We start from the raw sequence: 13031 nt of genomic DNA on the forward strand, positions 1-13031 counted from the left end.
CACTGAACGAAAAAGGCGCCGCTCCCGCCACCACGAGGGTGGTGACGGGAAACGATGCCATCGTCTTTGAACCGACTCCGCCGTTGGAGCGGGTTCTGTGGCAGGAGTATTGGCAAGCGAGATGCCAGGGTGCCTGACCGCCTGGCGTGAGCGTGCCCTGGTATTACGCCCCGCTCTGTACTACGCGGTAGCTCGGCACGTAGGCCGCGCCGCCCGGCAACTTCATCCGGTGCTGGCGGACGAAGGCCTGGAGCAGTTCGTCCAGCGGCTGCATGACCACGGCGTCGCCGTGGATCTCGTACGGACCGTGTTGCTCGATCAGGCGGATGCCCTTGTCCTTCACGTTGCCGGCAACGATGCCGGAAAACGCTCGGCGCAGGTTCGCGGCGAGCTCGTGGGGCGGCAGGCTGCGGCTCAGGTTGAGGCTGGCCATGTTCTCGTGGGTGGGTTCGAAGGGGCGCTGGAAGCTTTCGTCGATCTTCAGCAACCAGTTGAAGTGGAAGGCATCCGCGCGCTCGCGGCGGAACTGCTTCACCGCCTTCAGGCCCTGGGCCATTTCGATGGCCACTTCCGCCGGGTTGTCGATGATGATCTTGTAGCGGCGCTGTGCGTCCTCGCCGAGTGTGGCGCCGACGAAGGCGTGCAGTTGCTCCAGGTAGGCGGCGGCGCTCTTTGGCCCGGTGAGCACCAGCGGGAAGGGCAGGTGCTGGTTGTCCGGGTGCATCAGGATGCCCAGCAGATAGAGGAACTCCTCCGCCGTGCCCACGCCGCCAGGGAAGATGATGATGCCGTGGCCGACGCGGACGAAGGCCTCCAGGCGCTTCTCGATGTCGGGCAGGATCACCAGCTCGTTGACGATGGGATTCGGCGCCTCGGCGGCGATGATGCCCGGCTCGGTCAGGCCCAGGTAGCGGCCACCGTGGATGCGCTGCTTGGCATGGCCGATAGTGGCGCCCTTCATCGGGCCTTTCATCACGCCGGGGCCGCAGCCGGTGCAGACGTCCAGGCTGCGCAGGCCCAGTTCGTGGCCGACCTTCTTGGTGTACTTGTACTCTTCGGTGCTGATGGAGTGACCACCCCAGCACACGACGATTTTCGGCTCCACGCCCGCGCGCAGGGTGCGGGCGTTGCGCAGCAGGTGGAAGACGTAGTCGGTGATGCCCTGCGAACTCTCCAGATCGATGCGCAGGCTGTCCAGTTCGTTCTCGGTGTAGACGATGTCGCGCAGGGCGCTGAACAGCATCTCGCGGGTGCTGGCAATCATCTCGCCATCGACGAAGGCATCGGCCGGGGCGTTGATCAGCTCCAGGCGCACGCCACGGTCCTGCTGGTGGATGCGGACTTCGAAATCCTTGTAGGCGTCGAGGATGGTCTTGGCGTTGTCGATCTGCGCGCCGGTATTGAGGATGGCCAGGGCGCACTGGCGGAACAGCTGGTACATGCGGCCGGAACCGGCTTTGCTGAGCTGTTGCACTTCGAGTTGGGAGAGGGTTTCGAGGCTGCCCTTCGGGCTGACCTGGGCATTGATGACGTGTCTTCTGGCCATTCGAGATTTCCTTGGAGCGATGCCGGCGGGCCGGACGGCCACACGCGGCGGAATGCGGGGCGCCGTTGTCCATGGCGCGGGCTGAGGCGGTGATTCTTATCTGTGCATTGCGAGGTTACGGAATTGTGTCGCGCAGATCCTTCCCGCGCACGGAGTCAGGTAATAGCGAGATTAGTAGCTGTCTGACAAGGAGTTTCTTGGCGATGTTCAGTGGCGCGGCGTGGTGGACCGTTGGCGTACGGTCCACCTGCGGCTTACTTGCGGGCTTCCAGGATCAGGTTGAAGGGCGTTTCCGTGGCCCGGCGGAAGTGGGTGAATCCGGCCTCTTCGAACACTTTGCGCAGGCGTGCCTCGCCGGCCTGGGCGCCGAGGCCGAGGCCCACTTCCTGGGACAGCGAGTTGGGTGTGCAAATGAAGGTGGAGGCCGAGTAGAACAGGCGGCCGACCGGGGTCATGTTGTCATCGAGATCATCGTTGGCGTAGGGCTCCACCAGCAGCACGGTGCCATCCGGTTTCAGCGTCTGGTAGGCGTGCCTGGCGGCTCCCACCGGGTCGCCCATGTCGTGCAGGCAGTCGAAATAGCAGATCAGGTCGTAGCCGTCGCCTGGATAGTCCTTGGCACTGGCCTGGGCGAAGGTTGCACGATCCGCCACACCTCCTTCCGCGGCGCGCCGATTGGCCGTCTCGATGGACGGGCCGTGATAGTCGAAACCGATGAAGCGCGAGGCCGGAAAAGCCTGGGCCAGGATCACGGTGGAGGCGCCGTGACCGCAGCCGATATCGGCCACCTTGGCGCCGGCCTTCAGCTTGTCGACCACGCCGTCCAGGGCCGGCAGCCACTCGGCTACCAGGTGCGCCCGGTAGCCGGGTCGGAAGAAGCGTTCGGTGCCGCTGAACATGCAGGGGTGGTGGTCGCCCCAAGCCAGGCCGCCGTCACCGCGCATCGCTTTCACCAGCTTGTCCTTGTCGTGGAAGAGTGAGGCAATCACCGAAGCGCCGCCGGCCACGTAAACCGGCGAGTCTTCCTGGGCCAGCGCCAATGCCTGTTCTTCCGGCAGGCGGAAGCGTCCATTGTCATGTTCCATGTAGCCGGAGGCGGCGTGAGCGCTCAGCCATTCGCGCAACAGGCGTGCATTGCAGCCGGTTTTGGCGGCCAGGTCGTCCGGGCTGATCGGCTGACTGTCGGCCATGGCGCGATACAGGCCGAGCTCTTCACCGAGAACGATGTTGGCGAGCATGGCGGCGCCGCCCATATCAGCAACCAGTTTGCCCATGAAATCATTGAGTCTGGATTCGTCCACTGCTTGTCCTCCTCTGGCAAGGGGGCAATCATCTGGCCGGGGCGACAGCGAAATGCGGCGGCGGGGGATATGGTGCAAGGGTGGAAGGAGCCGCGGCAGCCGAGTCGTGCAAAGCTGGAGTGGCTCCTTCCTTGTCCCGCAATCGCAGGACACTCTTAGTTTAGTGGCCCACCGCTGGCCAAATGCTGGCGAGCACTGGTAGCCGATAAGCGGTGCAGTCGCTCAGACGTAGATGCTGACCCCGCCCTTGGCCTGCAACCAGTCGCGGTAGGTTGTCAGGGAGGTGGTTTGCTTGTCGCCGTCGTAGCCGATGAAGCCGATACCACTGTCTTTCTCGTCGAAACCGGCATCGATCAGCTTCTGCACCTTGTCTTTCAGCTTCAGGGCATCCTCGCGGTCCAGTTCGGACACGTCCGGTAGCTCGATCTTACTGTTGCCGGTATTCGACTGAGCGTTGTCCGTGGCGCGCGTACTGGTGGGCTGGCTACCGCTGATGGCTCCGCCACCGCTCATGGCGCGAAACAGGCCGCCACGGCTCTGGGCGATCAGGGCGTTGGCATAGCGGCGCAGGTCGGCCACCGGATCCTGGGTGGTGGTCGATTTGTCTTCGGCCTTGTTCGTGCTGGTGCCGCCGGTGTTGCTGGTGGCGGTGCTGCTCCTGGAGGCGAATCCCAGGTAGCTGGTCAGGGCCGATTGGCTGGAAATGGTGGTCATGGCAGGTCCTCTGCTCGATCTGGCCACCGGCTCAGCAGGAATCGGGCCAGTTCGCTGAGGGGCCCGTGGTTGCTGGACGTTAGTGCCAGTCTATCGGCAGGGTCTTGCCGCCTCCGGGCAAGGGCCTGCCGCTGGAGGCGGACGACCATCGGTCCGTCCCCCTTGAGCCTCTGCCGGGGGCCAACCATAGTGAGGGCCATGACCTTGATCTGCCAATCCGACCCGGCCGCACTGGAAGGCTTTCATCCCGCCGTTGCCGCCTGGTTCCGTGCCAGCTTCCCCGCCCCGACGGCGGCCCAGGCCCGTGCCTGGCCGGCCATTCGAGCGGGCGCGAGCACCTTGGTGGCGGCGCCCACCGGCTCGGGCAAGACGCTCACGGCCTTCCTCTCTGCGATCGACGAACTGATCCACGAAGGGCTGGAGCAGGGCGGCCTGCCGGACCGCTGCACGGTGGTGTACGTATCGCCGCTCAAAGCATTATCCAACGACATCCGCATCAACCTCGAAGAGCCCCTGGCCGGCATCCGGGCCGAGCTGGTACGCCAGGGCCTGGCCGATGTGGATATCCGCACCGCGGTGCGCACCGGCGATACGTCCCAGGCCGAGCGCGACGCCATGCGCAAGCGCCCGCCGCATATCCTGGTGACCACGCCGGAGTCGCTCTACATCCTGCTTGGCTCCGAGTCGGGTCGCGCCATGCTGGCCGGCTGCCGCAGCCTGATCATCGATGAGATCCATGCTATCGCCGGCAGCAAGCGCGGCAGCCACCTGATGCTCAGTGCCGAACGTTTGGAGAACCTGTGCGGACGCACGTTGCAGCGCATCGGCCTGTCGGCCACGCAGAAGCCCATCGGGCGGGTGGCGGAGTTCCTCGTGGGCCAGGGGCGCGATGCTTGCACCCTGGTGGATGTGGGCTACAGCCGCCAACGCGACCTGGCCATCGAGGTGCCGCCGGTACCGCTGGAGGCGGTGCTGAGCCATGAGGCCTGGGAGAAGGTCTACGACCGCCTGGCTGAGCTGGTAGCTGCGCACCGCACCACCCTGGTCTTCGTCAACACCCGACGCCTGGCCGAACGAGCCAGCCGCCATCTTTCCGAGCGCCTGGGCAACGCTGCGGTGGCCGCCCACCACGGCAGCCTGGCGCGGGACCTGCGGCTGGATGCCGAGCAGCGTCTCAAACGCGGTGAACTCAAGGTGCTGGTGGCCACCGCCTCATTGGAATTGGGCATCGACATCGGCGAGGTGGAGCTGGTCTGCCAGCTCGGCTCGCCACGTAGCATTGCTGCGTTCCTGCAACGGGTCGGCCGTTCCGGCCACAGTGTTGGCGGCACGCCCAAGGGGCGGCTTTTCCCGCAGTCGCGGGACGACCTGATCGAATGCGCGGCGCTGCTGGATTGCGTACGTCGCGATGAGCTGGATGCCCTGGTCATCCCCCATGCGCCACTGGATGTGCTGGCTCAGCAGATGGTGGCCGAAGTGGCCTGCGAGGAATGGGGCGAAGACGCGCTGTACCAGTTGATGACCCGCGCCATGCCTTATGCGGATCTGGCGCGAGAGCAGTTCGATGCCCTGGTGAAGATGCTGTCCGAGGGCTACAACGGCCGCCAGGGCGTGCGCGGTGCCTACCTGCATCGTGACGCGGTGAACCGTCGCCTGCGCGGGCGTCGTTCGGCGCGCCTGACGGCTATCACGTCCGGCGGCGCCATTCCAGAGGCAGCCGACTATGCCGTGGTGTTGGAACCCCAGGGCGTGCCGGTGGGCAGCGTGCATGAGGATTTCGCCGTGGAAAGCCTGGCCGGCGACGTGTTCCAGCTCGGCAACCAGTCCTATCGCATCCTGCGGGTCGAGCCGGGCCGGGTGCGGGTGGAAGACGCCCAGGGGCAGCCGCCGAATATTCCGTTCTGGCTGGGGGAGGCACCGGGACGGACGGATGAGCTGTCGGCGGGTGTGGCGCGGTTGCGGGCGCGTGTTGAAGAGTTGTTGGGAGATACCGAGCCGGCGGATGCCGCCCTCACCCCCGGCCCCTCTCCCGCAAGCGGGAGAGGGGAGCAGAACGCGCGGGCGATCGAGGCTTTGCGCGAAGACATTGGCCTCAGCGAGGCAGCGGCGCGGCAGATAGTCGAATACCTGGCGCGGGCACGGGCTTCGCTGGGGGCCTTGCCGACCCAGCAACGGCTGGTGATGGAGCGATTCTTCGACGAATCCGGCGGGATGCAACTGATCATCCATTCGCCCTTTGGCAGCCGGCTCAACCGTGCCTGGGGCCTGGCCTTGCGCAAGCGCTTCTGCCGCAGCTTCAACTTCGAGCTGCAGGCAGCGGCCACCGAGGACGCGTTGATCCTGTCGCTGTCCACCAGCCACAGCTTTCCGCTGGAGGAGGTCTGGCGCTACCTGCATTCCAACAGCGCCGAGCATCTCTTGATCCAGGCGATTCTCGATGCGCCGCTGTTCGGCGTGCGCTGGCGCTGGAATGCTTCTGCCGCACTGGCCCTGCCGCGCTACTCCGGGGGCCGCAAGGTGGCACCGCAAATCCAGCGCATGCGCAGTGAAGACCTGCTCGCCAGCGTGTTCCCTGACCAGGTGGCCTGCCAGGAGAACCTGGTGGGCGAGCGCGAGATTCCCGATCATCCGCTGGTGGCTCAGACCCTGGATGACTGCCTGCACGAGGTCATGGATACCGAGGGCTGGTTGGCCCTGCTCCGGCGAATGGAGCGGGGCGAAGTGGAACTGGTTGCCCGCGACCTGCCGGCGCCTTCGTCCCTGGCGGCGGAAATCCTCGGCGCGCGACCCTATGCCTTTCTCGATGACGCACCGCTGGAAGAGCGCCGTACCCAGGCCGTGCAACAACGTCGCTGGAGCGATCCGGAGTCTGCCGACGATCTGGGCGCGCTGGATAGGGAGGCCATCGCGGCCGTGGCCGAAGAAGCCTGGCCACAGGTGCGCGATGCCGATGAGATGCACGAGGCCCTGCTGGCTCTGGCGTGCGTGACCCAGGCGGAGGTGGACGCCAATGATGACTGGGCAGGCTGGCTCACCCAACTGGCCAAGGCGCGCCGCGCCGCGTGCATGCACCTGGACGGCGAGCCCCCCTTGTGGCTGGCGGCCGAGCGTGTGGAACAGTTCCGCGCGCTCTATCCAAGAGCTGTCCGCAAACCAGCCATTGCCGCGCCGGAGGGTTTTACCGCCGCGTGGGAGGCTGAGGCCGCCCTGGTGGAAGTGGTGCGAGCCCGTCTCGGCGGGTTTGGTCCGCTGACCTTGTCGAAGCTGGCGGCCGACCTGTACCAGAGCCCGGCGTCGCTGACCATCGCCCTGGCGAGCCTGGAGCGCGAGGGACAGGTGCTGCGTGGCCGCTTCACTCCCGGCACGGCAATGGAAGAGTGGTGCGAGCGCCATCTGCTGGCACGTATCCATCGCTACACGGTGCGGCGTCTGCGCCGGGAGATCGAACCGGTGGAGCGAGCCGATTTCATGCGCTTCCTGTTCGACTGGCAACGTGTTGCCGCCAATGCCCAGGTGCGCGGCGCCGAAGCGCTGGCCGGGGTGCTGGGCCAACTGGAAGGCTTCGAGGCGGCGGCTGGCGCATGGGAAAGTGAAATTCTCCCCAGCCGGGTGGCTGACTACGGCATCAACTGGCTGGACGACCTCTGCCGTGCCGGCCGGGTGGTCTGGTGTCGCCTGGGCGGGCGCGGCAGAACAGTCGCGGGGCCGGTGCGCGGCACCCCCATTCTGTTGCTGCCGCGCAAGGGCCTGGCCCTCTGGCGTGCCTGCTTGCAGGACGGACCGGCACCCGAGCCCTCCGCCCGCGCTGAGCGTGTGCGCCAGGTCCTGGCCAGTCTGGGTGCGCTGTTCTTCGATGAGCTGATGGACGAGGCCCACCTGCTGCGTAGCGAGTTGGAGGATTGCCTGGGCGAGCTTGTGGCCCTGGGCCTGGCCAACGCCGACAGTTTCGCCGGCCTGCGTTCGTTGCTGCTTCCGGCGGCGCGTCGCAGCCGCCATGACCGCCGTGCGCGCCTGGCCCTGGCCAACATGCAGGATGCCGGGCGTTGGGCGCTGTTGCGTGGTAAGGCGGAGGAGGGCAATGGCAAGGTCCCGGCCGAGGCCCTGGACCATGTCGCGCGGACCCTGCTGCGTCGATATGGCGTGGTGGGCTGGCGTCTGCTGGAGCGCGAGGCCGACTGGCTGCCGCCCTGGCGCGACCTGTTGCGGGTCTTCCATCGCCTGGAAGCGCGCGGCGAGATTCGTGGTGGTCGCTTCGTGGCGGGCACCTCCGGCGAGCAGTTTGCCTTGCCGGAGGCCGTCGGCCTGCTGCGAGAGGTGCGCAAGCGCCCGCTGGAGGGCAGCCTGGTCGCCCTGTCCGCGTGCGACCCGCTGAACCTGGTGGGCACTCTGCTCAACGGCGCCAAGGTGCCGGCGGTGGCAGGCAATCGTCTGTTGTTTCGTGACGGCGTGCCGGTTGCAACGCTGGTGGCGGGCAAGGTGCGCCTGTTGCAGGACGCCGATCCGTTCACCGCCAATGAATGGCGCGCGGCGCTGATACGCCAGCCGGCAGCTACGCCGCTGGGGCAGCAGTCGAGACGGGCGCGGATGCCGTTGTAGGTACTGGTTGGGCACTTACCGTGTAGGGGCTAGTTCATTGGCTCTGTCTGCATGACGGGTTGCAAGCAGATGCATTACCCGTAGAGCTGGCTTGCCAGCGAATGGCCCCGTTTCGCTGGCAAGCCAGCTCCTACAAGGGTCTTGGCCCGCTGGTAAATCTCTCGCCCCTACAGAAGGTCGCCTCCTCCCAGTTGTGCACCTAAGCGCTTGTAATAGCTCAGAAATTGACCCAATCCAAGGGGCCCCCGCCGGACCTGGCGCCTGGCCATCTCCCGACAGCTTATCCACAGCTTCATCCACCGTTTTTGTGGGTATGCACCGATCAGCCTTCGCCGGACTTATCCACAGCCAGCAAGGGGGCCAGCAGGGCGCACATGCTGCGCCAGTGGGAGCCCTCCCAATACAGGCGGTCACAGGTATCGCAACTGAGAAAGCGCGAATAGAGCGCACCGATGCGCGGCGGCAGGCGAGGGCGGGCGAGCTCCGGGGTGATTTCCTGCAGCGGGTGATTGCAGTGCAGGCAGAGGCTGAAGGGATTGGCGCTGCGGGCCAGATCGAGGCGTTCGAACAATTCGCGAAGCTGCAGCGAGGGCTTCAGCGCATGTACGTAGCAGCCGTGGGTGATGATGCGGCGCTTGAGCAACTCGCGGTCGCGGGTCAGCACGATGCGCCCTTCGTGGGCGGATATCTCGGCAATCTGGCCGTCCTCGAAGCCGTTGTCGTAGAGGGTGTCGAAGCCGCACATGCGCAGCAGGCTGGCTAGGCCGCCGAGGTGGGCGTCGGCGACGAAGCGCAGTACCCGCAGCGGTCGGGTACGGACCTTGAGAAGCGGGCTGATATCCAACGCCTCGAACTTGGGATAGACCGCCACTCGGTCGCCATCGAGGATCACCCGCTCGAAGCCCACCGACTCGCCATTGAGCAGCACCAGTTCCACTTCGGTGTGCGGCACGCCCAGCGCCTCGATCATGTGCTTGACGGTGGCCGCCCGCGCACAGGCGCACGTGAATGCCTGCCGGCGCCGTTCAGCGGGCAGGAAGTCATTGAGCTCTTCATAGAAACGGAATGTGGCCCTGACCATGGGGAAGAGTATGGCAGGCGCTGGCGCGCCCTCCCGGAAGAGGGCGCGCGGCCATTCACTTGGGCTGGGCGACGACCCGCAGGTAGGGCTTCAGGGTCTTGTAGCCGTCGGGGTACTTTTTCTTCGCATCTTCGTCCGATACCGAGGTCGGGATGATCACGTCATCACCCGGCCGCCAGTTCACCGGCGTCGCCACCGTGTGCTTGGCGTTGAGCTGCAGCGAGTCCAGCAGGCGCAGCACCTCGTCGAAGTTGCGACCGGCGCTCATGGGGTAGACCAGCATCGCCTTGACCTTCTTGTCCGGGCCGATAATGAACACCGAACGCACCGTGGCGTTATCCACTGCGGTGCGCGGGCCCGCGCTGGCATTGGGGTGGATCATGTCATAGAGCTTGGCCACCACCAGGTTCTCGTCGCCGATCATCGGGTAGTTGACCGCATGCCCCTGGGTTTCCTCGATGTCACCGACCCACTTGCGGTGATCGCTGACTGGGTCCACGGACAGGCCGATTACCTTGGTATTGCGCTTGTCGAACTCGGGCTTGAGCTTGGCCATGTAGCCCAACTCGGTGGTGCAGACCGGTGTGAAGTCCTTCGGGTGGGAGAACAGAATGGCCCACTGGTCACCGATCCACTGGTGGAAATTGATCGTGCCTTCGGTGCTGTCCACGGTGAAATCGGGCGCTTCGTCACCAATGCGGATTGCCATGTACGTCCTCCTTTCTGTCTGGCTGGAAGGGGCCGCCAACCCACGGCGGCTATCGCGGCAGGTCCATCGGCCTACCGGGGCTGAAAGTATAGGCCGGCCTCCCGGGCCTGCCCGGCGGACATTGGATCAGTGGTCATGCGCCCCGGTCCGGGAGTGCTATTCCTACCTTGTGGAGGTCGTCGGAAGCTCGCTGTCGACAGGGCCCGTGGCGCATTGCGCCAGATGGGCATGCATGGCGGGAAGAGTGGCGGCCCTTTTCCGGTGCAATGATTTCCGCAATCCCGACCGTCGCCCTGCAATCCAACAGGAGCGAGCACATGGCTACGTTCATCACGCTGGCGAGCTTCACCGATCAAGGTATTCGCAGCGTCAAGGATTCCCCGGATCGGTTCGTCGCCTTCAAAGGGTTGGCCGAGCAGCTTGGCCTTTCGGTCAAGACTGTCTACTGGACGGTAGGCAGCTACGACCTGGTGTTGATAGTCGAGGGGGACGAGGAAGCGGCGACCACGCTGCTGCTCAAGACAGGCCAGTTGGGTAATGTAAGGACGCAGACATTGCGCGGTTACTCGGAGCAAGAGTTCCGGCGCCTGCTTAGCGGCCTCTAGCACGTCCCGCCAACGAATGGGGAGCAGCACCGGTGGCCGCTCCCCCCGGGGTTCAAAGCGCGGCGGCTGCCTCGAGCGGGTACAGGACGTCGAGTTTGTCGACGTCGATATCGTCCGTCCGGACAGCAGATGAGTGGCCGATGGCATGGGCGAGGCAGTGCTAGCGTTAGAGGAGGGGAGGTGCCGGCCTTGGGGGTCGCGCCGTGCCCTTGCAGCAAGGCCATTCGACCACCACCTTCGCTCCCGAGCCCGGTGCCGTGCGGCACCGCCGGTAGGTGTGCGGCCTTGCAATAACCCATAAACCCGCACGGAGGTGACTGCCATGGCCCGTACAACCCCCATCAGCCATTACCGCAATATCGGCATAGTGGCCCACGTGGATGCCGGCAAGACCACCACCACCGAACGGGTTCTTTACTACACCGGGGTCAACCACAAGATGGGCGAGGTGCACGATGGCGCCGCGACCATGGACTGGATGGTGCAGGAGCAGGAACGCGGCATCACCATCACCTCGGCAGCCACCACTGCGTTCTGGAGCGGCTCGCGCAAGCAGCTCGACAAATTCCGCATCAACATCATCGACACCCCCGGACACGTCGACTTCACCATCGAGGTGGAGCGTTCCCTGCGCGTGCTGGACGGTGCGGTGGTGGTGTTCAGTGGCGCCGACGGCGTGGAGCCGCAGTCCGAGACGGTCTGGCGCCAAGCCGACAAGTACCACGTGCCGCGCATCGCCTACGTGAACAAGATGGACCGCGCCGGTGCCGACTTCCTGCGCGTGGTGGAGCAGATCAAGAAACGCCTCGGCCACACGCCGGTGCCGATCCAGTTGCCCATTGGCCAGGAAGAGAACTTCAACGGCCAGATCGACCTGATCCGCATGAAGGCCATCTACTGGAATGACGCCGACCAGGGCGCCAGCTTCCGCGAAGAAGAAGTCCCCGCCGAGCTGCAAGAAGAGGCCCGCCACTGGCGCAACGTCATGCTCGAAGTGGCCGCCGAGGCTAACGAGGAGTTGATGACCAAGTACCTCGACGAGGGTGATCTGAGCGAGGAGGAAATCAAGACGGGCCTGCGCATCCGTACCTTGTCCTGCGAAGTGGTGCCGGCAGTGTGCGGTTCCTCCTTCAAGAACAAAGGCGTACCGCTGGTGCTGGATGCGGTGGTGGAACTGCTGCCGGCACCCACCGAGATTCCGTCCATTCGCGGTACTCACCCGGACGACCCGGAGAAAGTAGACGAACGCCACGCCGACGACACTGAACCCTTCTCGTCACTGGCTTTCAAGATTGCCACCGACCCCTTCGTCGGCACCCTGACCTTCGTTCGCGTCTATTCCGGTGTGTTGAACTCCGGTGATGCCGTGCTCAACTCGGTGAAAGGCAAGAAGGAGCGCGTCGGCCGCATGGTGCAGATGCACGCCAACCACCGCGCCGAAATCAAGGAAGTACGCGCCGGCGACATCGCCGCACTGATCGGCATGAAGGACGTCACCACCGGCGACACCCTTTGCGATCTCAACAAACCCATCATCCTCGAACGCATGGATTTCCCCGAGCCGGTGATCTCCATCGCCGTCGAACCCAAGACCAAGGCCGACCAGGAAAAGATGGGCATCGCCCTTGGCCGCCTGGCCCAGGAAGACCCGTCATTCCGGGTGAGGACGGATGAGGAGACCGGGCAAACCATCATCTCCGGCATGGGCGAGCTGCATCTGGACATCATCGTCGACCGCATGAAACGCGAGTTCAACGTCGAGGCCAATACTGGCAAGCCCCAGGTGGCTTACCGCGAGACCATCCGCAAGACTTGCGAGATCGAAGGCAAGTTCGTTCGCCAGTCCGGCGGCCGTGGCCAGTACGGTCACTGCTGGATTCGCTTCGCTCCTGCGGACGAAGGCCAGGAGGGGCTGGTCTTCATCAACGAGGTGGTGGGCGGCGTCGTCCCCCGCGAATTCGTCCCGGCCATCCAGAAAGGCATCGAGGAGCAGATGAAGAACGGCGTGCTCGCTGGCTATCCGCTGATCGGACTGAAGGCCGCCGTGTTCGACGGCTCCTACCACGATGTTGACTCCAGCGAGATGGCCTTCAAGATCGCTGCCTCCATGGCCACCAAGCAGCTCTCGCAAAAGGGCGGTGCCGTGTTGCTGGAGCCGGTGATGAAACTGGAAGTGGTGACGCCGGAGGATTACATGGGCGACATCATGGGCGACCTCAACCGTCGCCGTGGCCTGATCCACGGCATGGACGATGGCGTGTCCGGCAAGATCATCCGCGCTGAGGTTCCCTTGGGCGAGATGTTCGGCTACGCCACCGACGTGCGCTCCATGTCGCAGGGCCGCGCCAGCTTCTCCATGGAGTTCGCCCGTTACGCCGAAGTGCCGGCGAGCATCGCCGAGGCCATTGTGAAGAAGTCGGGTTAGTGCGGCCAATGGGGCAGGAAAAGCCAATTCATTCTTGCGACATTCCACCAAAAG

General features: G+C 65.0%; 8 protein-coding genes. 3 read left to right on the forward strand and 5 right to left on the reverse strand.

Annotated features, from left to right (window positions below):
• Positions 1 to 163 precede the first annotated feature (163 nt).
• The 3 genes from ppnN to AAHM40_RS02390 form a co-directional block, all read right to left on the reverse strand.
• Entirely contained in the window at positions 164 to 1546 is a 1383-nt protein-coding gene (gene ppnN / locus AAHM40_RS02380) for a nucleotide 5'-monophosphate nucleosidase PpnN (protein WP_342243257.1), read from the reverse strand.
• A 254-nt stretch (positions 1547 to 1800) separates the two neighbouring features.
• Positions 1801 to 2847: a class I SAM-dependent methyltransferase gene (locus AAHM40_RS02385; protein WP_342243258.1), complete on the reverse strand. Its 1047-nt coding sequence runs from the start codon at positions 2845 to 2847 to the stop codon at positions 1801 to 1803.
• Positions 2848 to 3069: 222 nt separating this feature from the next.
• The gene (locus tag AAHM40_RS02390; protein ID WP_342243259.1) at positions 3070 to 3561 is read right to left on the reverse strand and encodes a hypothetical protein; all 492 of its coding nucleotides are present in this window, start codon (positions 3559 to 3561) and stop codon (positions 3070 to 3072) included.
• 198 nt (positions 3562 to 3759) lie between these two features.
• Between AAHM40_RS02390 and AAHM40_RS02395 the strand changes: the two genes are divergently transcribed.
• The gene (locus AAHM40_RS02395; protein ID WP_342243260.1) at positions 3760 to 8157 is read left to right on the forward strand and encodes a DEAD/DEAH box helicase; all 4398 of its coding nucleotides are present in this window, start codon (positions 3760 to 3762) and stop codon (positions 8155 to 8157) included.
• A 322-nt stretch (positions 8158 to 8479) separates the two neighbouring features.
• Here AAHM40_RS02395 and AAHM40_RS02400 read toward each other — a convergent pair whose 3' ends face one another.
• Complete coding sequence (locus AAHM40_RS02400) at positions 8480 to 9238, reverse strand: Mut7-C RNAse domain-containing protein (RefSeq protein ID WP_342243261.1); 759 nt, start codon at positions 9236 to 9238, stop codon at positions 8480 to 8482.
• Positions 9239 to 9293: 55 nt separating this feature from the next.
• Complete coding sequence (locus tag AAHM40_RS02405) at positions 9294 to 9947, reverse strand: peroxiredoxin (protein WP_137823848.1); 654 nt, start codon at positions 9945 to 9947, stop codon at positions 9294 to 9296.
• Positions 9948 to 10264: 317 nt separating this feature from the next.
• Between AAHM40_RS02405 and AAHM40_RS02410 the strand changes: the two genes are divergently transcribed.
• Positions 10265 to 10552, forward strand: a complete 288-nt coding sequence (locus AAHM40_RS02410; RefSeq protein WP_120655008.1) for a GYD domain-containing protein — start codon at positions 10265 to 10267, stop codon at positions 10550 to 10552.
• Between the two features lie 322 nt (positions 10553 to 10874).
• Positions 10875 to 12977 carry an elongation factor G gene (fusA, locus tag AAHM40_RS02415; RefSeq protein ID WP_342243262.1) on the forward strand — a complete coding sequence of 701 codons (2103 nt, stop codon included), beginning with the start codon at positions 10875 to 10877 and terminating at the stop codon, positions 12975 to 12977.
• The last annotated feature ends 54 nt before the right edge of the window (positions 12978 to 13031 follow it).

This window comes from Pseudomonas sp. OTU5201 (assembly GCF_038440135.1).
In the GTDB taxonomy this organism is placed as follows: Bacteria; Pseudomonadota; Gammaproteobacteria; order Pseudomonadales; family Pseudomonadaceae; genus Metapseudomonas; species Metapseudomonas resinovorans.

What these genes read in the sequence shown, in the direction of transcription:
- ppnN (WP_342243257.1), bottom strand. Translation starts at nt 1,546, where the DNA reads ATGGCCAGAAGACACGTCATCAATGCCCAGGTCAGCCCGAAGGGCAGC.
- AAHM40_RS02390 (WP_342243259.1), bottom strand. Translation starts at nt 3,561, where the DNA reads ATGACCACCATTTCCAGCCAATCGGCCCTGACCAGCTACCTGGGATTC.
- AAHM40_RS02395 (WP_342243260.1), top strand. Translation starts at nt 3,760, where the DNA reads ATGACCTTGATCTGCCAATCCGACCCGGCCGCACTGGAAGGCTTTCAT.
- AAHM40_RS02400 (WP_342243261.1), bottom strand. Translation starts at nt 9,238, where the DNA reads ATGGTCAGGGCCACATTCCGTTTCTATGAAGAGCTCAATGACTTCCTG.
- AAHM40_RS02405 (WP_137823848.1), bottom strand. Translation starts at nt 9,947, where the DNA reads ATGGCAATCCGCATTGGTGACGAAGCGCCCGATTTCACCGTGGACAGC.
- AAHM40_RS02410 (WP_120655008.1), top strand. Translation starts at nt 10,265, where the DNA reads ATGGCTACGTTCATCACGCTGGCGAGCTTCACCGATCAAGGTATTCGC.
- fusA (WP_342243262.1), top strand. Translation starts at nt 10,875, where the DNA reads ATGGCCCGTACAACCCCCATCAGCCATTACCGCAATATCGGCATAGTG.